A 25,000-nucleotide genomic window follows, 5' to 3' on the forward strand; every position below is an offset into this window, starting at 1 on the left:
GGCCGGCGCCGCGTTGGGCGCCGGCCATGCCAGCGAAGACGACCCCAGCGCGCGCTGAGTCGCTTCGCTTCGGGTCGGTCAGGGCAACAGATCGAGGATCGGCACGAAGCCGCCATAGATCATCCGCGCGCCATCGAAGGGCATCGGGTTCTTCGACGGATCCATGCGCGGGTCCTCCATCATCTTCTGCATGCCCGCATCGCGGGTGGCCTTGTCGGGCCATTCAATCCAGGAAAACACTACCGTCTCATCCGGCGTGGCCTTCACCGCGCCGAAGAAGTCGGTGGTCTTGCCCGGCGGCACATCGTCGCCCCAGCACTCGACCACGCGCAGCGCGCCGTGTTCGATGAACACGACGTCGCCCATGCGGGCGTGGGCCAGGAACTTTTCCTTGTTGGCGGTGGGCACCGCCAGGACGAAACCATCGATGTAGCTCATCACTTGCCTCCGTGGTGGACCGTGGCGGATGCACGGCCTTGCTGGTTCGACGAATGCGGGCGCGTGCAATCGACACGCCTGTGCCCATTGGAATGCAGTGCATGTGCACGCAGCGCGCGCGTATGCCAGAAAGTGCCTGAATCAAGCCATAAAATTCAGCAATGCGAAGACCGCGGTTTTCAGGGAGCGTTGTGTCGAATAACGGAGAATTTACATTCCCGATGCGATGGCGCCCTGGCGCTGCTGCACACCATAAGAAAGTAAAGGTGTACCCCCATGAAGAATTCGCTGATTGCCCTGGCTCTGGCCGCTGCCCTGCCGTTCACCGCTTCGGCCGCTGAAAACCTGTCCTACAACTACGCCGAGGCTGACTACGCCAAGACCGACGTTGATGGCGTGAAGGCCGATGGCTACGGCGTCAAGGGTTCCTACGGCTTCCTGCCGAACTTCCATGCCTTCGGTGAATACAGCCGCCAGGAAGTGGACCACACCAACATCAAGGTCGACCAGTGGAAGGTCGGTGCCGGTTACAACGTTGAAATCGCACCGTCCAGCGACTTCGTCGCCCGCGTGGCCTACCAGAAGTTCGACCAGAAGCACGGCCTGGATTTCAACGGCTACAGCGCTGAAGCCGGTATCCGCACTGCCTTCGGCGCCCACGCTGAAGTCTATGGCCTGGTCGGCTACGAAGACTATTCGAAGAAGCACGGCGTGGACATCGACGGCCAGTGGTACGGCCGCCTGGGTGGCCAGGTGAAGCTGAACCAGAACTGGGGCGTGAACGGCGAACTGAAGATGAACCGTCACGGCGACAAGGAATACACCGTCGGCCCGCGCTTCAGCTGGTAATCGCTGCGCCGCGCTCCGTGCGCGCAGGCAACGCACGAACAGGCCCGGTTTTTACCGGGCCTGTTCTGTTTTCAACTATCGAAACCGCGCATGACCATTGGGCGGCGCCCGTGCTGCATTGCAACGAATTGGATTCCGCAGCGCGCGACGGCGGCCTACGGTGGCATTCCCGAAATGCCGGATATGCAGCGATGCCCGTCCTTCCGCCCCTGCTACCAGACCGGCCGCGCCGGCTGGCACTGTTGGATCCGCACCCGGTACTGCGGCTGGGCGTGGAAGTGCTGCTGCGGCAGCACAGCGGCGTGGAAGTATGTGGCAGCTACGCCGGTGAGGGCGAACTGCTGCAGCAGCTGCGCCGCGAGCCCGGTGGCATCGATCTGCTGGTGGTCGATGCACTCCCCCTGGGCGACCTGGGCGATGGCGTGGCGCTGCTGCGCCGGTTGTCGCACCAGTGGCCGCAGCTGCCGGTGCTGGTGTTGTCGGCGCACTGCAACGCCAGCACGGTCACCACGGCCATGCAGGCCGGTGCACGCGGTTTCCTGTCCAAGGCCACCGCGCCCGACGTGCTGCTGCGCGCGGTGGATGTGGTATCGCGCGGCGGCCGCTTCGTGCCCCCCGACCTGCGCGCCCAGCTCAGCCGCTCGCGCACGCTGCGCGCGGTGGCGCCCACTCTGGCGCCGCTCAGCCGACGCGAACGCGAAGTGCTGCGGCTGGTGCTGCAGGGCTGCAGCACCGGCGAAATGGCCCTGCGCTTCCAGCGTGCGGCCAGCACCATCAGCACGCAGAAGAAAACCGCCTACCAGAAGCTGGGCATCCGCAGCGATGGCGAACTGTTCCGCATCCGCCACCTGCTGGAATGCAGCTGAGCCCGGCTTACTGGCCCTGGTACTGCTTTTCTTCCACCAGCGCCGAACCGGCCACGCGGTTGATCTCGTTCTTCACCACGATGCGTTCGCCGTTGGTGCCGTACACGCCGCGTGCCAACTGCACGAAGGCATCGTCGAACACCTGCGCCGCTTCCTTGTCGCGCAGCTGGTCCTGGATGTCCCACATGCGCTCGTTGATCTCCTTAAGCTGCACCTTCAGCGCCTGCAGCGCGGGCTGTGCCTGCAGCTGCTGCTGCAGCAGCGGCAGCAGGCCGTCCAGTTCGGTGCGCACGTTGGCGACCTTGGCCGCATCGGTGATGCGTTCGGCCTTGATCTCGAGAATGGTGATCTTGTCGATCAGCTCGCCGATCGATACCGGGGTGAGAATGGCGTCCACGCGACTACTTCCTGGAAACAGGCGGCCATGATAACGCGCCTGTTCCCTACCATCGCCGACGCTCAGGCATCTGCGCGGGCTCCAACAGCGCCAGGCAGCCACAGCAGGAGGGCCAGCACTGCCACGCTGGCACCGGCCACGCACACGCCGGTCCAGCCGAATTGCTGGTAGACCTGCGCCGACAGCAGCGAACCCAGCGAGCCACCGATGAAATAGCCGGTCATGTAGCCGGCGTTGAGGCGATTGCGCGCTTGCGGCTGCAGGGCGTAGATCAGATTCTGGTTGCTGACATGCAGCAGCTGTGCGGCCAGGTCCAGTACCACCACGCCCACCAGCAGCGCCAGCAGCGAGTGCGCCGACAGCCCCAGCGGCAGCCAGGACAGCAGCAGCATCAGCAGCGCGATGGCGGTTGCGCGGCCGGCCTGGCCGCGGTCGGCCATACGCCCGGCCAGGCCCGCGGCCAGCGTGCCGGCAGCGCCGACCAGGCCGAACAGACCGATGGTAGCGTCGCTGTAGGCGTAGGGCGGCTGCGCCAGCAGGAACGCCAGCGGCGTCCAGAAGATGGCGAACATGGCAAAGCTGCAGGCCCCCAGCAGGGTGCGCTGGCGCAGCACCGGTTCCTGCACGAACAGCGTGCCGATCGAACGCAGCAGGGCGAAGTAGCCCAGCCCGGCCGAGTGGTGGAAGCGTGGCAGGCCGCGCTGCAGCGCCGCGGCGGTCAGCACCAGCACGCCGGCGGCGATGGCATAGACCAGGCGCCAGTCGCCCAGGCTGGACAGCAGCCCGGCCACCGTGCGCGCCAGCAGGATGCCCAGCAGCAGGCCGCTCATCAGCGTACCCACCACGCGACCGCGGTGTTCCGGCGCGGCCAGGGTGGCCGCGAAGGGCACCAGCACCTGCGCCACCACCGAGAACAGACCGGTGATGGCCGTGCCCACCAGCAGCCAGGTCAGGCTGGGCGCGCAGGCGCTGATCACCAGACCGCCGGCCGACAGCAGGCTCATCACCACGATCAGGCGCCGCCGCTCGAACAGATCGCCCAGCGGCACCAGCAGGATCAGGCCGGCGGCATAGCTCAGCTGCGCGGCGGTCACCACCATGCCCACCTGCCCGAACGGCACGCCGAAGGCATCGGCCATGGTATGCAGCAGCGGCTGGGCGTAATAGTTGCTGGCCACGGCCACGCCGGTCGCCACCGACATCAGCAGCACCTGCCAGCGGTGCAGGGGGGGAAGGGCAGGGCTCACGCGTTGTTCCGTAGTGCAGGGGTGCACAGTGTCCGCCTGCTGCGCCCATGATGGAAATGAATCATCATCATCCCTGTCATCTGAAAATGAGATACATGGGTGAACCTGAAGCAGCTTGAATTTGCCGTGGCCCTGGCCGAAGAAGGCAATTTCACCCGTGCCGCCGCGCGCTGCCACGTGGTGCAGTCGGCGCTCAGCCACCAGATCGCGCATCTGGAACAGGAACTGGGCACGCCGCTGTTCGAGCGCCTGCCACGCCAGGTGCGCACCACCGCGGCCGGTAAAGCGCTGCTGGTGCATGCGCGGCAGGTGCTGGCCAGCCTGCGCCATCTGCGCGCCGACGTGGCGGCGGTCAGCGGCGAAGTGCGCGGCATGCTGGCCATCGGCCAGATCTCGTCACTTACCGATATCGACGTGGTCGCGCTGCTGGCTGCCTTCCAGCACGCGCACCCGCAGGTGGAATTCCAGCTGCGGGTGGACAAGAGCGAGACCTTGATCGAGCAGGTGCAGGCGCGCGTGCTGGACGTGGCCCTGGTCGGGTTGGCGCCGTCGGCGCAGCTGGATGGGGTGTGCCAGCAGGTGCTGCTGGAAGAGGACCTGGTGGCGGTGCTGGCGCCGGGCCATCGGCTGGCAGGCCGGCGGCGGTTGGCCCTGGCCGATCTGCAGGACGAAGCGCTGGTGGATTTCCCGCGCGGCACCGGTGCGCGGCGCCAGACCGACGATGCCTTCGCTGCGGCCGGGCTGCCGCATGCGGTGCGCTTCGAGGTCAACCTGATGGAACTGGTGGAACGCTTCGTGCGCCAGGGCCTGGCGATCGGCATCGTGCCGGTGTCGATCGCCGCCGGCTTCCAGCACGTGCAGCAGGTGCCGCTGCAGCCCACGCCCACGCGCCGCGTGCACCTGGTCTGGCAGCGCCTGCCGACCCCGGCCGCGCGTGCCTTCGTGCAGGCCGTGCTCAGCCGCGCAGGCGCAGGCTCAGGCCCTTGAGGAAGTTGCGCAGCATCTGGTCCAGGCAGCGCCGGTAGTTGGTGTGGCCGGGCTGGCGGAACAGCGCGCCCACTTCCGACTTGGACACACGGAAGCCGGCACTGGCGAAGATCTCCATCAGGTCCACATCGCGCAGCTGGAAGGCCACGCGCAGCTTCTTCAACACCAGGTTGTTGTCGATGCGGGTTTCCACCGGGCGCAGCGGCTGGCTTTCGTCGCGGCCGCGCAGGTGCACGATCAGGCCATCCAGGAAATGCGCCAAGGCACTGTCGCCCATCGCCTGGAAGCCGGGCTCGTCCTCGCGCAGCAGCCAGGCTTTCACCTGCTCGTTATCCACGGCGAACGCCGGGTCGGCCATCTGGCACAGGGTCACCACGTGGTGGTCGCCCAGATCCAGGGAATAGCGCACGCTGCGCAGGACATCGTTGTTGATCATGGCCCATTGTACCGGCCTGGCCGCTGTCACCGGACTGTCACCGGATTGCAGCATCGTGGGCGCTCTCCCGCACAGGTCCTCGCGATGCGCCGGTTCGTTCTCTCTGCCCTGCTGCTGGCAAGCAGCTTCAGCGCCAGCGCGCAGGCCCCGTACGTACCGCTGGAACAGCGGCTGAGCGCGGCGCAGCTGGCCGAGATCGGGCTCAGCCCGGCACAGCTGCAGGCGCTGAACCACGCGCTGCGCCAGGCCGAAGGGCCGGGGCCGGAAACCCGCACCGCCGCCGCGCCGGTGCCGGCGGGCGTCCCCGCGCCGGCCGCCATGCACCTGGGGCTGGAAGAGGGCCCGGTGAGCGCGCGGCTGGTGGGCGAGGTGGCCGGCTGGGCGCCGGGCACCGTGTTCACTCTGGACAACGGCCAGCAATGGCAGGTCATGAAGGGCCAGATGAAGTTGCGCGCGCCGCTGCAGGCGCCGCAGATCGAAGTGATACCGGGCATTGCCGGGCGCTGGTTCCTGCAGGTCGATGAAGACCTGCCCAAGGCGCGGGTGTTCCGCCTGCGCTGAGCGATGCCGGGGTCGGATCCCGGTGCCAAGGGCTCCGGGCGCTGACCCCAACCCGGGCATCCCGCCGGCACCCCGGCCCGATATGGCAAACGCAGGCGGCGGCCGACGGTGCCAGAATGGGGGTCTGGTTCCCCACGGAGTTGTCTGCATGACCCGCACCGTCCTGATTACCGGCGCCACGTCCGGCTTCGGCGCCGCCGCCGTCCATCGCTTCGCCCAGGCCGGGTGGAAGGTGATCGCCACCGGCCGCCGAGGTGAGCGCCTGCAGCCGCTGGTCGACCGCTACGGCAAGGACGTGGTGCACGCGGCGGTGTTCGACGTGCGCGATCCGGTGGCGATGGAGGCCGCGCTGCTGGCCCTGCCACCGGCCTTTGGCGATATCGATCTGCTGGTGAACAACGCCGGCCTCGCCCAGGGCACGGCGCCCGCGCAGAGCGCCAGTCTGAAGGACTGGACCACCATGATCGATACCAATATCACCGCGCTGGTCACGCTCACCCACCGCCTGCTGCCGCAGCTGGTGGAGCGCAAGGGCGCGATCATCAACATTTCTTCAGTGGCCGGGGTCTACCCGTACCCGGGCGGCAACGCCTACGGCGGCACCAAGGCCTTCGTCAGCCAGTTCTCGCTGGGCCTGCGTTCGGACCTGCACGGCACCGGCGTGCGCGTGACCACCATCGAGCCTGGCATGGCCGAAACCGAGTTCACCGTGGTGCGCACCCATGGCGACCAGGCCGCCTCGGACAAGCTGTACACCGGCGCCAACCCGATGACCGCCGAAGACATCGCCGAACAGATCTTCTGGGTGGCCACGCTGCCGCCGCACCTGAACATCAATCGGCTGGAGCTGATGCCGGTCAGCCAGTCGTTCGCCGGCTTCCAGGTCGCCCGCGGGTTGTAGAGTCTAGCCATGCTCGACTGCGCCATTGCCATCGTAGAGTCGAGCTTGCTCGACTGATTTCAACGGCAGTCGAGCAAGCTCGACTCTACAAAAGCAAAAAGCCGGGCATTGCCCGGCTTTTCAACTCACTGCGCCTTGATCGCCATCGCCTGCAGCCCGGTGCCATCCAGCTTCTGCTTGGCTTCGGCCAGCTCGCCGGCGCTGCCGTACGGCCCCATGCGCACGCGGTACACGGTCTTGCCGTTGATCTGCGCCGATTCCACGCGTGCGGCCAGGCCCATCATGGCCAGCTTGGCCTTGGTCGCCTCCGCATCGCCAGACGCACCGAAGGCGCCGGCCTGCAGGATGTAGCGGGTGTTGTCAGCGGCGGCCACCGGTGCCGCAGCCGCAGCCGGCGGCTGCGCCGCGGTTTCGGTGCGTACCGGTGCGGTGGCCGGCGGGGTCGCCGCTGCCGCCGCGGGGCGTTCACTCAACGGCGCCGGCAGCGGGCGTTCGCTGGCGGCAACTACAGCGGTGCTGGCCACGCTGGCCGTTGCCACCGGCGCGGCAGCCGGTGCCGCCGCAGGCGCAGCCGGAACCGGCTTGCCTTCCAGTGCCGCCTGCGCGCGCTGCGCCTCGGCCTTGGCCCGGCGCAGTTCCTCGGCCCGCGCGCTGGCGGCCAGTTCGGCGTCGGACATCTCCACTTCCTTGCCCGGCAGCAGGGTGTAGAAGTCGTACTGGGTGGCGGCCGGCTTTTCCGGTTCAGCCGGCTTGGTGGCAGCGGCCGGCGAGGCCGGCTGGCTGCCGACATCGGCATCGGCGTCGGCCACCGGGGCCGGCTGCGCGTTCGGGTTCGGCTGCGGCCCGGCACGCAGGAAACCATCGCCTTCGCCCTTGAACAGATTGGGCGCCGCCAAAAACACCACGGCGGCAATGGCCACACCGGCCACCAGCCACACCCATCCGGGCGTGCCCTGGCTGCTGCTGTTGCGCCTGGCCTGTGTTTTGCCGCGTCGTGCTGCCATGTCTACTGCTTCTCCGGGGGATTACATTTTTTCCGGGGCGCTGACGCCCAGGAGGTCGAGGCCGTTGGCCAGCACCTGCCGTGCCGCGTTGGCCAGGGCCAGGCGTGCATCCAGCTCGGACTGATCCAGTTCGAGGATCTTCTTGCTCTGATACCACGTGTGGAAGGCGTGTGCCAGTTCGCGCAGGTACTGCGCCACCAGGTGCGGTTCCATCAACGTGCCGGCCGATTCCACCACTTCCGGGTAGCGCGACATTTCCACCATCAGCCACAGCGAGGCTTCGTCGTCCAGCGTGGTCAGACCGGCCAGGCCGGAGCTGGGCGAATGGGTGATGCCCTTTTCCTGGGCCTGGCGCAGCAGGCTGCACACGCGTGCATGCGCGTACTGCACGTAGAACACCGGGTTGTCGTTGCTCTGCTGGCGAGCCAGGTCGATGTCGAAGGTCAGCTGCGAATCGGGCTTGCGCGCGATCAGGAACCAACGGGTGGCATCACGGCCGGCTTCGTCGATCAGGTCGCGCAGGGTGAAGTAGCTGCCGGCACGCTTGGACAGCTTCACTTCTTCGCCGCCACGCATCACCGTCACCATCTGGTGCAGCACATACTCAGGCCAGCCCTGCGGAATACCCACTTCCATGGCCTGCAGGCCGGCGCGCACGCGCGCCAGCGAACCGTGGTGGTCGGCACCCAGTTCAGTGATCGCGCGCTCGTAGCCACGCTGCCACTTGGACAGGTGGTAGGCCACGTCCGGCACGAAGTAGGTGAAGGTGCCGTCGGACTTGCGCATCACGCGGTCCTTGTCGTCACCGAAGTCGGTGCTGCGCAGCCACAGTGCGCCGCCTTCCTCGTAGGTGTGGCCCGAGGCCTGCAGCTTGGCCACCGCTTCGGCCACCTTGCCGTCGGCGTACAGCGAGCTTTCCAGGAAGTAGATGTCGAAATCCACGCCGAACGCGGCCAGGTCCAGGTTCTGCTCGTTGCGCAGGTAGGCCACGGCAAAGCGACGGATGGCCTGCAGGTCGTCCGGGTCCTTGGCGCCGACCACGGTGGTGCCTTCCAGGTCCACGCTGGCGCCGGCCATGTAGGCGCGACCCACATCGGCAATGTATTCACCGCGGTAGCCGCCTTCGGGCCAACCGTCCTGGTCGGGGGCGATGCCCTTCACGCGGGCCTGGGTGGACAGCGCCAGGTTTTCGATCTGCACGCCGGCGTCGTTGTAATAGAACTCGCGCTTGGCGTTCCAGCCGTTGGCATCCAGCACGCGGGCAATGCAGTCGCCGATGGCCGCCGCGCGGCCGTGGCCGACATGCAGCGGGCCGGTCGGGTTGGCCGACACATACTCCACGCCCACCGTGCGGCCATTGCCGGACAGGTTGCGGCCGTAGTCGTGGGCCTCCTTCAGCACCAGCGCGGCTTCGCGCTGGTAGGCGGCCGGGGCCAGGTGGAAATTGATGAAGCCCGGGCCGGCGATCTCGACCTTGCTGACGTCCTCGCTGCGCGGCAGTGCGTCCACCAGCGCCTGCGCCACGGCACGCGGGTTGCTGCGCGCGGCCTTGGCCAGCAGCATGGCGGCGTTGGTGGCGAAGTCGCCATGCTCGCGGGTCTTCGGGCGTTCGACCACGAAGTCCGGCGTCAGGGTGTCGGCGGGCAGGGTGCCATTGGCGCGCAAGGCTTCGATGCCTTGGTTGATCAGGGCGCGGAGGAGATTTTTCACGAGGCCTGCTGTGAGAATGAGCGGCGGAATCGCCCATTTTAGCGCAGATACCGGTCAACCCGCTGACCGGGCGCCTCCGGCCGGGGCTGCCGCCGTGGCCGGTTCAGCCGGGCAGGCGGGCGTTCACCTTTGGCAGAAGACCCCGTTCAGCAAACGACATCGGGCGCCCTTCGCCAACCACGAAGTGGTCCAGCAGGCGCACGTCCACCATGGCCAGGGCCTGCTGCAGTTCGCGGGTGATGCGGATATCGGCGGCCGACGGTTCAGGATCGCCGGAGGGGTGGTTGTGGCTGAGAATGACCGCCGCAGCGTTATGCAGCAGGGCCCGGCGTACCACTTCGCGCGGGTAGACCGGGGCGGCATTGATCGTGCCCTGGAACAATTCCTCGCAGGCCAGCAGGCGGTGGCGGTTGTCCAGGAACAGGGCCATGAAGATTTCCCGGGGCTGGCCGCGCAGCCGGTGCTGCAGGTAGCGGCCCACGGCGCTGGGGTTCTCGCCCACGCAGTCGCCCTGCTGCAGCTCGGCGGCCAGGTAGCGCTGGGCCAGCTCCAGACCCGCGGCCAGGGTGCAGCTGCGCGCCGGGCCCAGCCCGGGCAGGCGGGTCAGTTCGGCGGGCGGGCGGTCCAGCAGCACCCGTAACGGGCCGTGGGCCTGCAGCAGGTCGCGCGCGGTCTGCACGGCGTCGCGTCCGCCAAAGCCCGAACCCAGGAACAGGGCAAGCAGTTCGGCATCGGACAGTGCGGCCGGACCGCGGGCCAGCAGCTTTTCGCGGGGGCGTTCGTTCTCGGGCCAGTCGAGGATGGTCATGGCCCATCGTGGCCGCCCGCGATCGGCGCGTGCATCGGTGCGTGCCGCGCGCTGGGGTGGGGCAAGCCCTCAATCGCGCTGGCGCTTCAGGTACTCGTACAGTTCCTGGTTGCTGTGCAGGCCCAGCTTGCGCTTGGCTTCGGCCTTCTGCCTGCTGATGGTCTTGGCGCTGCGGCCGCAATGGTCGGCGATGGCGTTCACGCTCAGACCCTCGGCCAGCAGCTGCATCACTTCCTGCTCGCGGGCCGACAGCGGCGAGGGTTCGCGCTGGAACATCAGGTCGCGTGACTGCAGGTGCCGGCGCAGCTGCTGGGAAACGAACACCTGCCCGCCCATGGCCGCATGCAGCGCCTGCGGCAGCTCGGCGAAATCGGCGGCCTTGTCGACCAGGCCATGCACGCCATCACGCAGCAGCCCATCCAGCAGGCCGGGATGGCGGGCGCCGGTCAGTACCACCACGGGCAGCTGTGGGTGCCGTTCGCGCAGGGCCGCCACCAGTTCCGGGCCATCCGGACCGGGGCCGGGCATGGCCAGGTCGGTCAGCACGGCATGGCAGCGGCGCTCGTCCACCAGGCGCAGCAGGCCGGCGCCATCGCAGGCGGCGCCGGCCACATCCAGACGGTGGCGTTCGAGCACGATGCGGATGCCGTGCAGGACCACCGGGTGGTCGTCGGCAATGATGATGCGCGGGTGCACGGCATGCTCCTGGGAAGACAGACGGCACACGCGGCGTGGCCACCTATGATTCTGCAAACAGCGCGGCCGCACAGGTATAGGAAAGTTCCGAATCGAACAATGGTCCGTGCGGAACTTCATGTGGTCATAACCCTATGTGCTGATAGCGGCCCGCTATGTGCGCCATGCACCGGGACGCTACCGCCCTTCGGGTAAGCTAGCGCCCTCGTTTGCACAGGAATTCCAGGTGGCTGATTCCCCCAACGCCTCCCCCGCGCCGGCCCGCGCGCTGGCGGGCCAGAAACTGCTGTTGTGCGTAGGCGGTGGTATCGCCGCGTACAAGGCCCTGGAACTGGTGCGGCGCCTGCGTGATGCCGGCGCCCTGGTGCAGGTGGCCATGACCGCCGGTGCGCAGCAGTTCGTCACCCCGCTCAGCTTCCAGGCGCTGTCCGGCCAGCCGACCCGCACCACGCTGTGGGACAGCGCGGCCGAGCAGGCCATGGGTCATATCGAACTGGCGCGCTGGGCCGACCGTATCGTGGTCGCCCCCGGCACCGCCGATCTGCTGGCCCGCCTGGCCCATGGCCACGCCGATGACCTGGTCAGCACGCTGTGCCTGGCCAGTACTGCGCCGCTCACTGTGTGCCCGGCCATGAACCACCGCATGTGGCTGCACCCGGCCACCCAGGCCAACATCGCCCTGCTGCGCCAGCGCGGTGCGCAGGTGATCGGCCCGGTGGACGGCCCGCTGGCCGAAGGCGAATCGGGCCCCGGTCGCCTGGCTGAACCGGGCGACATCGTGGCCGCGCTGGCCGCCGTGGGGGCGCCGCCGGTGGCCGAGGCCGCGCCGGAAACCCGCGCGCTGCAGGGCCTGCGCCTGCTCATCAGTGCCGGCCCGACCTATGAAGACATCGACCCGGTGCGCTACGTCGGCAACCGCAGCAGCGGCAAGATGGGCTTCGCCCTGGCCGCAGCGGCCGCCACGATGGGCGCGCAAGTGGTGCTGGTCAGCGGCCCGGTGCAGCTGCCCACGCCGGCCGGCGTGCAGCGGGTGGATGTGCGCTCGGCCGCGCAGATGCGCCAGGCTGTGCTGGACGCGTTGCCGGCAGACATCTACATCGGTGCCGCCGCCGTGTCCGATTACACCCCACGCCAGGTGGCCGCGCAGAAGCTGAAGAAGACCGCCGACAGCCAGTCGCTGGTGATCGAGCTGGTGCGCACCCCGGACATTCTGGCCGAGGTGGCCGCGCAGACCCAGGCCCTGAAGCTGGTGGTCGGCTTCGCCGCCGAAACCCACGATGTGGAGAAGTACGCGCGCGGCAAGCTGGTCGACAAGCGCCTGGACCTGGTGATCGCCAACCAGGTGGGCATCAGCGGCGGCGGCTTCGAAAGCGACAACAATGCCGCCACTGCCTTCTGGCAGGACGGCGAACAGGTATTCCCGGCCACCAGCAAGCGCGAACTGGCCGAACAACTGCTGGCGCTGATCGCGCGGAGGCTTACGGCATGACCCAGACGTTTTCCCCGCAGCCGCTGCAGGTGAAGCTGCTCGACCCGCGCTTCGGTGACAGCTGGCCGTTGCCGGCCTACGCCACCGAAGCCAGCGCCGGCATGGACCTGCGCGCGGCGCTGGAAACCGCACTGACCCTGCAGCCCGGCGATACCGCGCTGGTGCCCAGCGGCTTGGCCATCCATATTGCCGATCCCGGCCTGTGCGCGGTCATCCTGCCGCGCTCGGGCCTGGGCCACCGCCATGGCATCGTGCTGGGCAACGGCACCGGCCTGATCGATGCCGATTACCAGGGCCCGCTGCTGATCAGCGTCTGGAACCGCGGCCGCGAAGCCTTCACTATCGAACCGGGCGATCGCATCGCCCAGCTGGTCGTCGTTCCGATTGCCCGCGTCAGCCTGCAGGTGGTGGATACTTTCACCGACAGCGTGCGGGGAACGGGTGGATTCGGCCATACCGGGGTGCGTTGACGGGGGAGATCAATGAGCGGCAACGGGGAAGCGAAGCAGGCGAAGTCGTTGGGTCGGGGGGCACCGCTGCTGGGTGTGCTGCTGGTACTGCTGGCCGGGTGGTTCGGCTGGAGCGCAGTACAGCAGTGGCGACAGGCGGCCAACGGCGAGGCACTGGAAGCAGCTCGCGACCAGGCCGTGCAAGGGCTTCAGCAGGCCGCTGCCGGCCAGTTGCAGCAGTTGCAGAAGCATCTGCAGAGCGATCGCGTGCAGCAGGCGCTGCGTGCCGGCGATGCCGCCGCCGCGGCCCTGGCCCTGCGTGAAAGCTGGACCGGCGTGGAGCAGGTGGACGTGCTGGATGCCGACCTGGCCACCGCCTACGCAGACATGCCGGCGTTCGGTTACTCGCGGCTGGCCCTGCTGGAATCGGCGCTGGCAGACGGTAAGCCGGCCCTGCGCGTGGTGCGCGATGCGGGCGGCAACCGCCTGGGCCTGGCCGCCGCCGTCGAGCTGGGCAGCGCCGGCCCGGCCGTGGCCTATGTGCGCCAGCCGCTGCTGCGCCTGACCGCGCCGCTGGACCAGGTGCGTACCCCTGCCGACGGCTTCCTGGCCCTGCGCCAGGGCGGCCATGACATCGTGGCGCAGGGCGATGCCGGCCTGCGCGAGAGCGCCGAAGCACTGGCGCGCCCGGTGGCCGGTACCCCCCTGCGCTTGGCCGCGGCGGTACCCAACATCGAGGCCGGCCCACTGGGCCTGGGTGCGCTGGGCAGCGCCATCGTCGCGCTGCTGCTGCTGTTCATCGCCGTATTGCTGGTGGTCGGTCGCAACCGCTTGCCGAAGTCACTGCCGCTTCGCCGCACCGCCGCCAGCGAGGGCGACCAGGGCCCGACCCTGCGCGAGAGCCTGCAGATGTCCACCCCGCCGCCGTTGCTGGCCAGCGGCGATGAAGGTGATGCCGTCGCGCCGCCGCCGGTCCCGCCGGTGGCACTGGCCCCGGGCATTTTCCGCGCCTACGACATCCGTGGCGTGGTCGGCAGCGAACTGAACCCGAAGACCGCGGCCCTGATCGGCCAGGCCATCGGTACCGTGGCGCTGGAACAGGGCCTGCGCGAGGTGGTGATCGGCCGGGATGGGCGTCTGTCCGGCCCAGAACTGGCCGCCGCCCTGGCCGAGGGCCTGCGCCGCGCCGGCTGCTCGGTCATCGATATCGGCCTGGCCGCCACGCCGGTGGTCTACTTCGCCGCCTTCCATCTGCGCACTGGTACCTGCGTGGCCGTGACCGGCAGCCACAACCCGCCCGAATACAACGGCTTCAAGATCGTCATCGGCGGTGAAACCCTGTCTGGCGATGCGATCACCGATCTCTACCAGCGCATCAGCGAAGGCCGCCTGCAGCAGGCCGCCACCCCAGGCGACTACCAGCAGCGCGAGGTGGCAGCCGACTACATCCAGCGCATCGCCGACGACGTGCAGCTGGACCGTCCGCTGAAGGTCGTCGCCGACGCCGGCAACGGCGTGGCCGGTGCGTTCGCCCCGCAGTTGCTGGAAGCCATCGGTGCCGAGGTCATTCCGCTGTACTGCGATGTCGATGGCACCTTCCCCAACCACCATCCCGATCCGAGCGAGCCGGCCAACCTGGAAGACCTGGTGCAGACGGTCAAGCGCTTCGGTGCCGACCTGGGCGTGGCCTTCGATGGCGATGGCGACCGCCTGGGCGTGGTAACCGGCGAAGGGCGCATCATCTACGCCGACCGCCTGCTGATGCTGTTCGCCGCCGATGTGCTGATGCGCAATCCCGGCGCGATGGTCATCTACGACGTGAAATGCACCGGCAAGCTGTCCGATCACGTGCTGCGCAATGGCGGCAGCCCGTTGATGTGGAAGACCGGCCATTCGCTGATGAAGGCCAAGATGCGCGAGACCGACGCCGAACTGGCCGGCGAAATGAGCGGTCACTTCTTCTTCAAGGAACGCTGGTTCGGTTTCGACGATGGCCTGTACGCCGCCGCGCGCCTGCTGGAAATCCTGGCCCAGCGCGAGGAAACCCCGGACGAAGTGCTGGCCGAGCTGCCCGAAACCGTGGCCACGCCGGAACTGAAGGTGCCGGTGGCCGATGGCACGCCGCATGCGCTGGTGGCGATGCTGGTCGATGCGGCGCAGTCGGCGGAGTCGCCGTATACGGGCGGGCGCCTGTCGACCATCGATGGCCTGCGCGTGGACTTCCCCGACGGCTGGGGCCTGGTGCGGGCATCCAACACCACCCCGGTGCTGGTGCTGCGCTTTGAAGGCAACGACGAAGCCGCGCTGGAACGCGTCCAGGCGCTGTTCCGCAGCCAGCTGCAGACGGTACTGGGCGACACCCCGCTGGGGTTCTGACCGAACCTGGGGACCGGCCCATCCACGCATGGCGTGGATCTACCTGGTAGGTGCCGACCTTGGTCGGCACGCCTCACCCCTTGAACCTCAACCCCACGCCCGGTTCGGTGAACAGGTAACGCGAATCCAGCGCCGAATCGCCCAGCTTGTGCCGCAGCTTGCCCACCAGGATCCGCAGGTAATGGGTGTCGTGCTGGTGCGTCGGGCCCCAGATCTCCTGCAGGATCTGCGGCTGGGTCACCACCCGCCCGGCATTGCGCAGCAGCAGCGACAGCAGCGCGTACTCCTTGCGGGTCAAGGCCACCGGCTCGCCGTCCAGCGCCACTTCGCGGCGCACCAGGTCCACATGCAGGTGGCCATCGTCGAACACCGGCGGCGCGCCATCGCTGGGCACGCTGCGCGTGCGCAGCAGCGCGCGGACCCGCGCCATCAGTTCCTGGGTGCCGAACGGCTTGGTCACGTAGTCGTTGGCGCCGTTGTCCAGCGCCCGCACCTTCTCGGCCTCGCCGGCGCGCACGGTCAGCATGATCACCGGCACCTGGCTCCATTGCCGCAGCTGCTGCAGCACCTCGTGCCCTTCCATGTCCGGCAGGCCGATATCCAGGATCACCAGGTCCATGTCCTCGCTGGCCGCCAGTTGCAGGCCTTCCTCGCCACTGGCGGCCTGCCGTACCTGGTAGCCCTGCGCACGCAGGCTGATGTCCAGGAAACGGCGGATCTGGGTTTCATCGTCGATCACCAGCACGCGTGCGGCCGGCACGCTGGCGTCAGTCGGCATCGGGCTCATCGTGGTCAGCAGGTTTCAGCAAGGGCAGGGTGATGCGGATCAGGGTACCGCAGCCGTCGCGCCCGGGCAGCGCCTGCACGCTGCCGCCGTGGGCGCCGATCATGCCCTGGCAGATGGCCAGGCCCAGGCCGGTGCCATGGCGGCCGCGGTCGCCGCGTTCCACGCTGTAGAACATGTCGAAGATGCGCGTGCGCTCGTCATCGGGAATGCCCGGCCCGGCATCGATCACGTCGATCTGCAGCTGGCCGTCGGCCAACCGTGCCTGCACCTGTACGGCAGCGCCGGGGGGCGAGAACTTCGCCGCGTTCTCCATCACGTTGAACACGGCCTGTTCCACCAGCGCCGGGTGAACCCAGATCGGCGCCAGCGTGGCCGGAATGTCCAGCTGCAGGCGCACCTGCGGCTGGTAGCGCTGCAGGCGCCGCGCCGCCGAACCGATCAGCTCGTCCACGCCGATCCAGTCGCGGTTGATCTGCAGCCCGTCATGGCCCAGGCGGGTCATGTCCAACAGGTTCTGGATGTAGCGGTCCAGCCGTTCGCCCTCCACCTGGATGGTGTCCAGCAGGGCCCGCCGGTCGGCGCCGTCCATCGCATCGCCATAGCTGGCCAGGCTGTCGGCCGAGCCGATCATCGCCGCCAGCGGCGAGCGCAGGTCGTGCGATACCGAAGACAGCAGGGCGGAGCGCAGGCGTTCGGTCTCGTTGCTTACGTGGGTCTGTTCCAGCTCGGCCACCAGGCGCGTGCGCAGCACGGCCTGGGCGATGTCATCCACCATGGCTTCGGCCAGTTGCCGCTGCTCGGGCAACAGCCGGGTGTCGGGCAGGTACAGGCCGGCCACGCCAAGGGCGCGGGCATCGCCATCCAGCAGTGGCAGGAACCACCACTGCGCACCCGCCAGCGTATCCGTGAAGCGGCCACCGGGCTGGCCGTGGCGCTGCGCCCAGTCGGCCGCCGCCAAGTCGGTGTCGCCGGGCAGCACGCGGCCGCCGGTGGCCGTGTCGGTGCCGATGCGCAGCCATGCCGGCACATCCAGGGCCTGCTGCAGGGCCTGGCGCCCCGCCTGCGCCACTTCGCCCGGCCCGGCCGCGCTGACCAGCTGCCGGCCCAGCTGCTGGCGCGCCCGCGCGTGGCGGTTGGCCGCACGCAGGGCAATCACCTGCATGCGCAGCCGCGATGCCAGGCGCCCCGCCACGAGCGCCGCGGCCAGGAACAGGAAAACGGTGATCACCCCTTGCCGCGCGCTGATGGCGAAGGTGAAGCGCGGCGCGATGAACAGGAAGTTGTAGGCCAGGAAGCACAGGATCGCGGCCAACGCGGCCACGCTGGCGCGGGTACGCGCGGCCACCAGCACCACCGCCACGATGAACACCATCGACAGGTCGGCCATGCCCACCCAGCGTTCGCCCAGCCACGCCACTGCGCAGGCCAGCGCGGTGGCAACCAGCGCCTGCACCGGCTCGTAGCTGATGCCGCGCATCGGCGGCAGCAGGCCCTCGCGGCGCGCACGGGCGCGCGCCTGCGGCGTGCTGATGATGGTGATCTCGTAATGCGCCCCGCGCTGGATCAGCTGCTGGGTCAGGGTACGGTTGAACATGCGGGCCAGGGGACGTTCGCGGGTACGGCCCAGCACCAGCGTCGAAATGCCGTTGTGCGCGGCATGGTCCAGTAGGGCATCGGCAATGCTGGAACCGTGCAGCAGCTCGGCCTCGCCACCCAGGCGTCGTGCCAGCGCGAACGCCGCATCGATCTCGCGGCGGGTGGCCTCGTCCTGGCGCCGGCCCTGCACGGTCACCACCGTCCACGGTGCGTCGCGGCGTTCGGCAATGCGCCGCGCCACCCGCACCAGGTATTCGCTCTGGCCACCGCCATCGATGGCCACCAGTACGCCGCGGCGCAACGGCAGGTTCGCCTCGCCACGCGCGGCCCGGGTCTCGCGCAGGCTGCTGTCCACGCGGTCGGCGGCTTCCTGCATGGCCAGCTCGCGCAGCGCGGTCAGGTTGGCCGGCGAAAAGAACGCCTGCAGTGCCTGCGCGGCCTGCTCGGGCACGTACACCTTGCCCTGCTGCAGGCGCGCGATCAGTTCGCGCGGCGGCAGGTCCACCAGCACGATGTCGTGCAGGCGGTCCAGCACCACGTCGGGCACGGTCTCGCTCACCCGCACGCCGGTGATCCGCATCACCACATCGTTCAGGCTTTCCAGGTGCTGGATGTTCACCGTGGTCCAGACGTCGATGCCGGCATCCAGCAGTTCCATCACATCCTGCCAGCGCCGTTCGTGGCGGCTGCCGGGCACGTTGCGGTGGGCCAGTTCATCCACCAGCGCCAGCGCCGGCCGGCGTGCCAGCAGCGCATCCAGGTCCATCTCGTGCAAGGCGTGGCCGCGGTAGTCCACGTCCTTCAGTGGCAGCTGCGGCAGGCCGTCCAGCAGGGCCTGGGTTTCGGCGCGGCCGTGGGTTTCCACCAGCCCCACCAGCAGGTCCACGCCACGGCGGCGCTGTTCCTGTGCGCGGGCCAGCATGGCGTAGGTCTTGCCCACGCCCGGCGCTGCGCCGAGGAAAACGGTCAGCTTTCCGCCGGCTTCGCGCTGCAGGCCATGCACCAGTGCATCGGCCTGGCGGGTACGCGCATCAGGGGTTCGGGCCGCTGTCATGGTCACCGGTGGGCGCGCGGCCGTCGGGGCCGCACCGCGCTTCAGCCTGCGGGCGCCAGCCCTTTCAGTTCACGGTAGCGCTGCAGGGTGGTTTCGATCTCGGCCTTCAGTGCCACCTGCTGCTGTTCGAAACTGGCCTGCAGGCGCTGCTGCGAGCGCAGCTGCGCATGCCGCTGGCGGATCAGGTCGGCCTGCTTGTCAGCCACCGCGGCGCCGGCCAGTTCGCGATCACCGGCCGCGCCCAACAGCGCCACCAGCGAATCACGCAGGCTGGCCACGTTGTAGCGGGCGGTCTTCAGGTTGTTGTCCAGCACTTCCTGGCGTTCGCTGAACACGCGCCGCAGCGCATCTTCGTCGGAATAGGTCACCAGCATGGCCTGCTCGGTGCGCTGGCGGGTCAGCTCGGCCATCTTGTCCAGCTGGGTCTGCGCCGCCGCCGTGGAAGCGGCGGCACGTTCCTCATCGTTCAACGCGCGCTCGACCTGGGCATTGCGCAGGCCGCTGTTCACGTTGAATTCCTCACGCGCGTTGTTCACCGCGTCGGCCGGCAGCGCATCGCTGCAGATCCGTTCCTTGCCCTGGTTCCAGCAGTACAGCTTCTTTTCCGCCTTGCCGCTGGACTGCGCCAGGGCGGTAGCCGGAACCACCAGCAGCAGGCTGGCGGCAAGAATGGCAGGAACTCGGAACATGCGACCTTCCCCTGGGTCAGCGTGCGGAGCGGACGCCGTACTGGGCCCGATAGGCTTCCAGCGGCTGCCGGTAGCCCACAAGTTCCGGGTTTCCGGAGGCGAAATCAAGCAGATCGGCCAGGGTGGCCACCGCGATCACCGGAATGCCGGCTTCCTCGGCCACGGCCTGTGCAGCCGAACGGTGGTCGGCTTCCGAGGCGATCTCCTGGCGGTCCAGGGCCACCACGATGCCGGCCGGGGTGCCGCCGGCGGCGCGGATGATGGCCATGGCTTCGCGGATCGCGGTGCCGGCGGTGATCACATCGTCCACGATCAGTACGCGCTTGCCGGTCAGGTCGGCGCCGATCAGCTGGCCGCCTTCACCGTGGTCCTTCACTTCCTTGCGGTTGAACGACAGCGGCAGGTCGCGGCCGCGCTGGGCCAGTTCGCAGGCCATCGCGGTGGCCAGCGGAATGCCCTTGTAGGCCGGGCCGAAGACCACGTCGTACTTGATCCCGCTGGCGTCGATGGCATCGGCGTAGCAGGCGCCCAGCTGGGCCAGCAGCGAACCGGAATCGAACCGGCCGGCATTGAAGAAATAGGGGCTCAGGCGGCCGGACTTCAGGGTGAACTGGCCGAAGCGCAGGGCGTCGGCGGTCAGGGCCAGCTGCAGGAAACGGTGGCGATGGTCGCTCATCAAAACTCTGTTCATCATCATTTGGAGCATAAATCCTAATCCAGCTGGGCCTTTCGCGCTCGTCCGGCCCGCCGTGAAGGCCCGCCCGGCGGCCGTCGGCAGACTGCGCAGCCCCACGGGCAACCGGTATGCTTGCCCGGTTTCCCGCCGTAGGTTCTTCTGCATGCGCATCATCAGCTTCAACGCCAATGGCATCCGCTCGGCCGCCACCAAGGGCTTCCTCGACTGGTTCCGCGCCCAGGACGCCGACGTTCTGTGCATCCAGGAAACCAAGGCGCAGGAAGACCAGCTGACCGACCCGATGTTCCGCCCCGATGGCCACCACTGCTTCTACCGCGATGCCATCACCAAGAAGGGCTACAGCGGCGTGGCCATCTACAGCAAGCGCGAGCCCGACCAGGTCATCACCTCGCTGGGCTGGGCCCCGTTCGACGACGAAGGCCGCTACATCGAGGCCCGCTTCGGCAATCTCAGCGTGGTCTCCTTCTATATCCCTTCGGGCAGCTCGGGCGACCTGCGCCAGGGCTTCAAGTTCGAAGTGATGGAGTGGCTGCGGCCGATACTGGAAGAGTGGGCGCGCAATGGCCGCGACTACGTGCTGTGTGGCGACTGGAACATTGTCCGTTCGGCGCTGGACATCAAGAACTGGAAATCCAACCAGAAGAATTCCGGCTGCCTGCCCGAGGAGCGCGACTGGCTGAACGCCCTGTGCGCCGACCATGGGCAGGCGACCGATGTCGCTTCCGGCCGCGGCTGGGCCGACGCCTACCGCCTGCTCAACCCCACCGGCGAGGATTACACCTGGTGGAGCAACCGCGGCGCGGCCCGCGCCAACAACGTCGGTTGGCGCATCGATTACCAGTTCATCACCCCGGGCCTGCGTGACCGCCTGCGCAGCTGCTCGATCTACCGCGACGAGCGCTTCTCCGACCACGCGCCGTTCACCGTGGACTACGACCTGTGAGTGAGGCCGCTGCGGCGCCCAGCTACAAGGGTTGGGCCGGCATCAAGCGCGCCTTCGGCACGCCCTCGGCGCTGACCATGGCCCTGCTGGGCTTCGGCAGCGGCCTGCCGTTCCTGCTGATCGCCTCGCAAACCCTGTCCACCCGCCTGCGCGATGTCGGCCTGGACCTGGGCAGCATCGGCCTGATCAGCCTGGCCAGCTTTTTCTACCTGCTCAAGTTCGTGTGGGCGCCGTTGCTGGACCGGTACGCCTTCCCGCTGTTGGGCCGGCTCGGTCGTCGCCGCTCCTGGCTGCTGGTGTCGCAGGTGGCGGTGCTGGTCGGCCTGGTGGCGCTGGCCTTCGTGCGCCCCGAACAGGGCGTGTGGCCGCTGGTCGGCTGGGTGCTGGCCGCGTCGTTTGCCGGCGCCACCCAGGATTCGGTGGTCGATGCCTACCGCATCGAGATCGCCCCGCAGACCGCGCAGGCGGCCCTGGCGGCCACCTATACGCTGGGCTACCGCATCGGCCTGATCCTGGCCGGTGCCGGTGCGCTGTACCTGGCCCAGTTCGAAGGCTGGATCGTGGCCTACCTGGCCATGGCCGCGCTGATGCTGCTGCCGATCCTGGCCACCCTGTTCTGCCGCGAGCCCGACCGCCCGGCCAACGCGGTGCAGCGCCGCATCGACGTGGCCGAAGCCTTCGTACAGCCGATCACCAGCTTCTTCAGCCGCAACGGCATCGCCCTGGCACTGGGGCTGCTGGCCTTCGTGGGCCTGTTCAAGTTCCCCGACCAGGTGATCGGGGTCATGGCCGGCCCGTTCTATCTGGATTCGGGCTTCGACAAGGCCGACATCGCCACCGTGTCCAAGCTGTTCGGTGTGTGGATGGGCATTGGCGGCGCCTTCCTCGGCGGTATCGCGGTGGCCGCCTTCGGTTTCCGTCGCATGCTGCTGGTGGCCGCGCTGGGCGTGGCCCTGTCCAACCTGGCCTTCCTGCTGATGGCGCACAACCCCGGCCAGCTGTGGGCGTTCTATGCCGCGCTCAGCGCCGACAACCTGTTCCAGGGCTTCGCCGGCACCGTGCTGGTGGCCTTCATGTCCTCGCTCACCGACCGCAATTTCACCGCCACCCAGTACGCGCTGCTGGTGTCGCTGGCCAACCTGCCGGGCAAGTTCGTCGGTGGCGTGTCCGGTTACATCGTCGAAGCCAGCTCCTACAGCACCTTCTTCATGCTCAGCGCGGTCACCGTGGTGCCGACCCTGCTGCTGCTGGCCTGGCTGTGGCCGCGCATCCTGGATCGCGGGCCGCCGGCCGCGCCCTGATTGCCTGCACGCCCCGGCTGCGGGATGATCGCCACGTGCGCCGGGGGGGCGGTGCCTTGCGAACGGGGAGTGAGCATGGCCGACATAGTGCTGCGCGACGTCGATCCGCTGCTGCTGGAACGTATCCGGCGGGTGGCGGTCGCGCGCGGCTGGACCCACGAACAGACCTGCCAGGCGGTGCTGGAGCAGGGGCTGTTGAGCAGTGAACTGGAAGTGCGCTCGGGCTTTGGCGATCCCGAAGTGGATGCGCTGTCGGCGGCCATCGCCGCGCTGCAGGCCATGCCGGCCGGCCAAGGCTTCGATTGACCTGACACTTCGACGCCGGGCATGGCCCGGCGCTACCGCCACTTCACCGGGTGCATGATGTCGGGTAGCGCCGGGCCATGCCCGGCGGATGCCACCGGCCTCACGCCAGGTGAATCGCCCCCAGGATCCGCGGACCCTGCGCTCCGGTCACCGCCGGCAGGTTGCCCGGCACCCCCTCCATCGTGCGCTGGGCCAGCCAGGCAAAGCCCATCGCTTCCACGTATTCCGGGTCCAGCCCATGCCGCGCGCTGGATTCAACCTGCACGCCCGGCAGGCGCGCGGACAACCGCCGCATCAGCTGTGCGTTGTGTACGCCGCCACCGCAGACCAGCACCCGCCGCGTGCCCGGCTGCTGCGCCAGCAGCGCATCGGCCACGGTCATCGCGGTCAGCTCCAGCAGGGTGGCCTGCACATCGGCAGCACTGAACTGGCCCTCGCCCATGTGCGCTTCGGCCCAGGCCAAGTGGAACTGTTCGCGCCCGGTGCTCTTGGGCGGCGGCAGATCGAACCACGGGTCGGCCCGCCAGGCGGCCAGCAGGCTGTCATCCACCGCACCGCTGGCCGCAAACGCGCCATCGGCATCGAAGCTGCGGCCGGTATGGCGCTGGCACCACGCATCCATCAGTGCATTGGCCGGGCCGGTGTCGAAGCCGCGCACCGCCCCCTGCTGGGGAATCAGGGTCAGGTTGCCGATCCCCCCCAGGTTCAACACCGCGCGGTCTTCATCGGCAGCCCCCAGCATGGCCAGGTGGAAGGCGGGCATCAGCGGCGCGCCATGGCCGCCGGCCGCCACGTCGCGGCGGCGGAAGTCGCACACGGTGGTGATGCCGGTCAGCTCGGCAATCCGGTTGCCATCGCCCAGCTGCACGGTGAAGGCCGGGTCGGCCAGCGGCCGGTGGCGCACGGTCTGCCCGTGCGAGCCGATCGCCCGCACCTGCGCGCGGTCCACCCCGGCCTCGTCCAGCAGCTGGTTGGCCGCGCCGGCGAAGGCGATCGCGATCCGCGCATCCAGCTCGCCCAGCTCTTCCAGTGATTGCAGCGGGCCGCCTTCGCCCAGCGCCACCAGCCGTGCACGCAGCACCGGCTCCCAACGCGCGGTCAGCCCGTGTACGAAGTGGCAGCCGCCGGCAGCGGGGAACTGCACCAGGGCGGCGTCGATGCCATCGGCGCTGGTGCCCGACATCAGGCCAAGGTACAGGGGGGCGTTCGGGTCGGCGGCGGCGTTCATGGCGGGCATAAAAAAAGGACGTGGCAAGCTTGTGCTGCCACGTCCTTGTTCGTCAACGCAGGGGCTCAGCCGCGCTTGCGGGCCGGCGCCTTGGCATCCTTGGCGCTGGCCACCTCGGTGGCATCGGCCTCGCGCCTGGCGGGGGCAGGGCTGGCCTCGGCGTAGATCAGCTTTTCCATGCCCTGGATACGCGCCATGGCCGGTGCGGTCTGCGCGCGGAAGGCCACCAGTTCGGCACCCTTCAGCGGTTCAGGCGGCGGCATGGTCACCGTCAGCGGGTTGCGGTGCTGGCCATTCACGCGGAATTCGTAGTGCAGGTGCGGGCCGGTGGCCAGGCCGGTGGAGCCCACGTAGCCGATCACCGTGCCCTGGGCCACGCGCTGGCCGTTCTTGATGCCGGCAAAGCGCGACATGTGCCCGTACAGGGTGGTGTGGCCGCGGCCATGGTCCAGGATCACCACGTTGCCGTAGCCACGCTGCACGCCCACGAACTGCACGCGTGCATCACCGGCGGCCATGATCGGGGTGCCGGTGCGGGCGGCGTAGTCCACGCCCTTGTGCATGCGCATCTTGCCCAGCACCGGGTGCTTGCGCGCACCGAAGGTCGAGCTCAGGCGCGCGAAGGGAATCGGCATGCGGATGAAGCTCTTCTTCAGCGAACGGCCGTTGATGTCGTAGTACTCCGACTTGCCGTTGCGCTCGAAGCGGAAGCCCGAATAGGTCTTGCCGCCGGTGGTGAAGGTGGCCGCCAGGATCTTGCTGGTATCGACCTTCTCGCCTTCGCGCCAGGTCTCGTCCATCACCACGCTGAAGCGGTCGCCCGGCTGCAGGTCCTTCGAGAAATCGATGTCGTACTTGAAGATGTCGTCGGTCATCGTCGCGATCGCCGACGGCGACAGCCCGGCACGGCGTGCCGCGGCATACAGCGAACTGGTGATCTCGCCACTGGTGACCACCGTGCGCGTGGACGTCTCGCGCTGGGTCACCTTTTCCTTGATGTCATTGCCGGTCAGGCTCAGCTCCACCCGGTGCTCGCCATCGCGGTCGAAGCGGATGCTGCGCAGGTCGCCCGACAGCGGCATGTCGAAGGCGATCTCCGCGCCCGGTCGCAGCTTGGTCAGCGCGTCACGCGCGCCGGGGTGGTCCAGTACCCGGTGCAGGGTGCTGGCCGGAATGCCGGCCTGG

The 25,000-nt window shown here is 68.6% G+C and carries 25 protein-coding genes (1 of these 25 cut by a window edge); 11 read left to right on the forward strand and 14 right to left on the reverse strand.

Translation table 11 applies throughout. From position 1 onward, the window contains the following. Positions 1-78: 78 nt before the first annotated feature. Positions 79-438, reverse strand: coding sequence for a DUF1428 domain-containing protein (locus tag IAE58_RS11395; protein WP_199932737.1), 360 nt, complete (start codon positions 436-438; stop codon positions 79-81). Positions 439-714: 276 nt separating this feature from the next. Between IAE58_RS11395 and IAE58_RS11400 the strand changes: the two genes are divergently transcribed. Together IAE58_RS11400 and IAE58_RS11405 are read left to right on the forward strand one after the other, a co-directional pair. Further along, entirely contained in the window at positions 715-1,287 is a 573-nt protein-coding gene (locus IAE58_RS11400; protein WP_108748202.1) for an Ax21 family protein, read from the forward strand. A gap of 191 nt (positions 1,288-1,478) precedes the next feature. After that, a complete protein-coding gene (locus IAE58_RS11405) occupies positions 1,479-2,153 on the forward strand; it encodes a response regulator transcription factor (protein WP_199932736.1) in 675 nt (224 codons plus the stop codon). A gap of 7 nt (positions 2,154-2,160) precedes the next feature. On the opposite strand, the gene IAE58_RS11410 is transcribed toward IAE58_RS11405, so the two are convergent. Further along, the gene (locus IAE58_RS11410) at positions 2,161-2,550 is read right to left on the reverse strand and encodes a DUF6165 family protein (RefSeq protein ID WP_108748204.1); all 390 of its coding nucleotides are present in this window, start codon (positions 2,548-2,550) and stop codon (positions 2,161-2,163) included. A gap of 62 nt (positions 2,551-2,612) precedes the next feature. Continuing rightward, positions 2,613-3,752: an MFS transporter gene (locus tag IAE58_RS11415; RefSeq protein WP_233614670.1), complete on the reverse strand. Its 1,140-nt coding sequence runs from the start codon at positions 3,750-3,752 to the stop codon at positions 2,613-2,615. 144 nt (positions 3,753-3,896) lie between these two features. Between IAE58_RS11415 and IAE58_RS11420 the strand changes: the two genes are divergently transcribed. Next, complete coding sequence (locus IAE58_RS11420) at positions 3,897-4,784, forward strand: LysR family transcriptional regulator (protein WP_199932734.1); 888 nt, start codon at positions 3,897-3,899, stop codon at positions 4,782-4,784. Here IAE58_RS11420 and IAE58_RS11425 read toward each other — a convergent pair. Next, positions 4,753-5,220 (reverse strand): DUF1456 family protein, encoded by a 468-nt coding sequence (locus tag IAE58_RS11425; RefSeq protein WP_199932733.1) that lies wholly within the window; start codon positions 5,218-5,220, stop codon positions 4,753-4,755. The genes IAE58_RS11420 and IAE58_RS11425 overlap by 32 nt on opposite strands. Positions 5,221-5,304: 84 nt before the next feature. Between IAE58_RS11425 and IAE58_RS11430 the strand changes: the two genes are divergently transcribed. Continuing rightward, a complete protein-coding gene (locus IAE58_RS11430) occupies positions 5,305-5,781 on the forward strand; it encodes a hypothetical protein (protein WP_199932732.1) in 477 nt (158 codons plus the stop codon). 148 nt (positions 5,782-5,929) lie between these two features. Then, positions 5,930-6,682 carry an SDR family NAD(P)-dependent oxidoreductase gene (locus IAE58_RS11435; protein WP_108751917.1) on the forward strand — a complete coding sequence of 251 codons (753 nt, stop codon included), beginning with the start codon at positions 5,930-5,932 and terminating at the stop codon, positions 6,680-6,682. 125 nt (positions 6,683-6,807) lie between these two features. Here IAE58_RS11435 and IAE58_RS11440 read toward each other — a convergent pair whose 3' ends face one another. The 4 genes from IAE58_RS11440 to IAE58_RS11455 all read right to left on the reverse strand — a co-directional run bounded on the left by IAE58_RS11440 (position 6,808) and on the right by IAE58_RS11455 (position 10,900). Continuing rightward, positions 6,808-7,686: an SPOR domain-containing protein gene (locus IAE58_RS11440; protein ID WP_199932731.1), complete on the reverse strand. Its 879-nt coding sequence runs from the start codon at positions 7,684-7,686 to the stop codon at positions 6,808-6,810. A 21-nt stretch (positions 7,687-7,707) separates the two neighbouring features. Further along, entirely contained in the window at positions 7,708-9,396 is a 1,689-nt protein-coding gene (argS, locus tag IAE58_RS11445; protein ID WP_199932730.1) for an arginine--tRNA ligase, read from the reverse strand. A gap of 103 nt (positions 9,397-9,499) precedes the next feature. Beyond that, positions 9,500-10,204, reverse strand: a complete 705-nt coding sequence (gene radC / locus IAE58_RS11450; protein WP_199932729.1) for a DNA repair protein RadC — start codon at positions 10,202-10,204, stop codon at positions 9,500-9,502. Positions 10,205-10,273: 69 nt separating this feature from the next. Then, entirely contained in the window at positions 10,274-10,900 is a 627-nt protein-coding gene (locus IAE58_RS11455) for a response regulator transcription factor (RefSeq protein WP_199932728.1), read from the reverse strand. A gap of 226 nt (positions 10,901-11,126) precedes the next feature. Here IAE58_RS11455 and coaBC point away from each other — a divergent pair, with 226 nt between their 5' ends. From coaBC to IAE58_RS11470, 3 genes are read left to right on the forward strand one after another with little or no spacing between them, the layout of a single operon-like run. Further along, on the forward strand, positions 11,127-12,389 hold the full coding sequence (gene coaBC, locus IAE58_RS11460) for a bifunctional phosphopantothenoylcysteine decarboxylase/phosphopantothenate--cysteine ligase CoaBC (protein WP_108761009.1): 1,263 nt from the start codon (positions 11,127-11,129) through the stop codon (positions 12,387-12,389). Beyond that, positions 12,386-12,859: a dUTP diphosphatase gene (dut, locus tag IAE58_RS11465; protein WP_108748215.1), complete on the forward strand. Its 474-nt coding sequence runs from the start codon at positions 12,386-12,388 to the stop codon at positions 12,857-12,859. The genes coaBC and dut overlap by 4 nt, the downstream gene beginning before the upstream one ends. A 12-nt stretch (positions 12,860-12,871) precedes the next feature. Next, positions 12,872-15,214: a phosphomannomutase/phosphoglucomutase gene (locus IAE58_RS11470; RefSeq protein WP_199932727.1), complete on the forward strand. Its 2,343-nt coding sequence runs from the start codon at positions 12,872-12,874 to the stop codon at positions 15,212-15,214. A 73-nt stretch (positions 15,215-15,287) separates the two neighbouring features. On the opposite strand, the gene IAE58_RS11475 is transcribed toward IAE58_RS11470, so the two are convergent. From IAE58_RS11475 to pyrE, 4 genes are read right to left on the reverse strand one after another with little or no spacing between them, the layout of a single operon-like run. After that, on the reverse strand, positions 15,288-15,992 hold the full coding sequence (locus tag IAE58_RS11475; protein WP_199911996.1) for a response regulator transcription factor: 705 nt from the start codon (positions 15,990-15,992) through the stop codon (positions 15,288-15,290). Further along, positions 15,982-18,651, reverse strand: a complete 2,670-nt coding sequence (locus IAE58_RS11480; RefSeq protein WP_199932726.1) for a sensor histidine kinase KdpD — start codon at positions 18,649-18,651, stop codon at positions 15,982-15,984. Before IAE58_RS11480 ends, IAE58_RS11475 begins: the two co-directional genes overlap by 11 nt. A gap of 41 nt (positions 18,652-18,692) precedes the next feature. Further along, positions 18,693-19,340, reverse strand: a complete 648-nt coding sequence (locus IAE58_RS11485) for a hypothetical protein (protein ID WP_199932725.1) — start codon at positions 19,338-19,340, stop codon at positions 18,693-18,695. Between the two features lie 16 nt (positions 19,341-19,356). Further along, a complete protein-coding gene (pyrE, locus tag IAE58_RS11490; protein ID WP_108748219.1) occupies positions 19,357-20,016 on the reverse strand; it encodes an orotate phosphoribosyltransferase in 660 nt (219 codons plus the stop codon). Positions 20,017-20,179: 163 nt separating this feature from the next. On the opposite strand from pyrE, the gene IAE58_RS11495 reads away from it, so the two are divergent. The 3 genes from IAE58_RS11495 (at position 20,180) to IAE58_RS11505 (ending at position 22,587) form a co-directional block, all read left to right on the forward strand. Next, positions 20,180-20,980, forward strand: a complete 801-nt coding sequence (locus IAE58_RS11495) for an exodeoxyribonuclease III (protein WP_199932724.1) — start codon at positions 20,180-20,182, stop codon at positions 20,978-20,980. Next, complete coding sequence (locus tag IAE58_RS11500; RefSeq protein WP_199932723.1) at positions 20,977-22,281, forward strand: MFS transporter; 1,305 nt, start codon at positions 20,977-20,979, stop codon at positions 22,279-22,281. The genes IAE58_RS11495 and IAE58_RS11500 overlap by 4 nt, the downstream gene beginning before the upstream one ends. A gap of 75 nt (positions 22,282-22,356) precedes the next feature. Further along, positions 22,357-22,587 carry a hypothetical protein gene (locus IAE58_RS11505; protein WP_108751450.1) on the forward strand — a complete coding sequence of 77 codons (231 nt, stop codon included), beginning with the start codon at positions 22,357-22,359 and terminating at the stop codon, positions 22,585-22,587. A 100-nt stretch (positions 22,588-22,687) separates the two neighbouring features. On the opposite strand, the gene IAE58_RS11510 is transcribed toward IAE58_RS11505, so the two are convergent. Both IAE58_RS11510 and IAE58_RS11515 read right to left on the reverse strand, forming a co-directional pair. After that, positions 22,688-23,815, reverse strand: a complete 1,128-nt coding sequence (locus tag IAE58_RS11510; RefSeq protein WP_199932722.1) for an anhydro-N-acetylmuramic acid kinase — start codon at positions 23,813-23,815, stop codon at positions 22,688-22,690. Between the two features lie 65 nt (positions 23,816-23,880). Further along, a protein-coding gene (locus tag IAE58_RS11515) for a peptidoglycan DD-metalloendopeptidase family protein (protein ID WP_199932721.1) crosses the window boundary here: on the reverse strand, positions 23,881-25,000 show its 3' portion. Its footprint extends 353 nt past the window's final position; the window shows 1,120 of its 1,473 coding nt (coding positions 354-1,473); the start codon falls outside the window, past its right edge; it ends in the stop codon at positions 23,881-23,883.

It is taken from the genome of Stenotrophomonas sp. S49 (assembly GCF_016624905.1).
Classification (GTDB): domain Bacteria; phylum Pseudomonadota; class Gammaproteobacteria; order Xanthomonadales; family Xanthomonadaceae; genus Stenotrophomonas.

Bases quoted from the DNA above. Each gene is read 5' to 3' on its own strand.
- IAE58_RS11415 (WP_233614670.1), bottom strand. From the start codon at position 3,752: ATGTCGGTGGCGACCGGCGTGGCCGTGGCCAGCAACTATTACGCCCAG.
- pyrE (WP_108748219.1), bottom strand. From the start codon at position 20,016: ATGAGCGACCATCGCCACCGTTTCCTGCAGCTGGCCCTGACCGCCGAC.
- IAE58_RS11425 (WP_199932733.1), bottom strand. From the start codon at position 5,220: ATGATCAACAACGATGTCCTGCGCAGCGTGCGCTATTCCCTGGATCTG.
- IAE58_RS11430 (WP_199932732.1), top strand. From the start codon at position 5,305: ATGCGCCGGTTCGTTCTCTCTGCCCTGCTGCTGGCAAGCAGCTTCAGC.
- IAE58_RS11395 (WP_199932737.1), bottom strand. From the start codon at position 438: ATGAGCTACATCGATGGTTTCGTCCTGGCGGTGCCCACCGCCAACAAG.
- IAE58_RS11435 (WP_108751917.1), top strand. From the start codon at position 5,930: ATGACCCGCACCGTCCTGATTACCGGCGCCACGTCCGGCTTCGGCGCC.
- radC (WP_199932729.1), bottom strand. From the start codon at position 10,204: ATGACCATCCTCGACTGGCCCGAGAACGAACGCCCCCGCGAAAAGCTG.
- IAE58_RS11485 (WP_199932725.1), bottom strand. From the start codon at position 19,340: ATGTTCCGAGTTCCTGCCATTCTTGCCGCCAGCCTGCTGCTGGTGGTT.
- IAE58_RS11405 (WP_199932736.1), top strand. From the start codon at position 1,479: ATGCCCGTCCTTCCGCCCCTGCTACCAGACCGGCCGCGCCGGCTGGCA.
- IAE58_RS11470 (WP_199932727.1), top strand. From the start codon at position 12,872: ATGAGCGGCAACGGGGAAGCGAAGCAGGCGAAGTCGTTGGGTCGGGGG.
- IAE58_RS11475 (WP_199911996.1), bottom strand. From the start codon at position 15,992: ATGCCGACTGACGCCAGCGTGCCGGCCGCACGCGTGCTGGTGATCGAC.
- IAE58_RS11505 (WP_108751450.1), top strand. From the start codon at position 22,357: ATGGCCGACATAGTGCTGCGCGACGTCGATCCGCTGCTGCTGGAACGT.
- IAE58_RS11510 (WP_199932722.1), bottom strand. From the start codon at position 23,815: ATGAACGCCGCCGCCGACCCGAACGCCCCCCTGTACCTTGGCCTGATG.
- dut (WP_108748215.1), top strand. From the start codon at position 12,386: ATGACCCAGACGTTTTCCCCGCAGCCGCTGCAGGTGAAGCTGCTCGAC.
- IAE58_RS11495 (WP_199932724.1), top strand. From the start codon at position 20,180: ATGCGCATCATCAGCTTCAACGCCAATGGCATCCGCTCGGCCGCCACC.
- IAE58_RS11480 (WP_199932726.1), bottom strand. From the start codon at position 18,651: ATGACAGCGGCCCGAACCCCTGATGCGCGTACCCGCCAGGCCGATGCA.
- IAE58_RS11400 (WP_108748202.1), top strand. From the start codon at position 715: ATGAAGAATTCGCTGATTGCCCTGGCTCTGGCCGCTGCCCTGCCGTTC.
- IAE58_RS11440 (WP_199932731.1), bottom strand. From the start codon at position 7,686: ATGGCAGCACGACGCGGCAAAACACAGGCCAGGCGCAACAGCAGCAGC.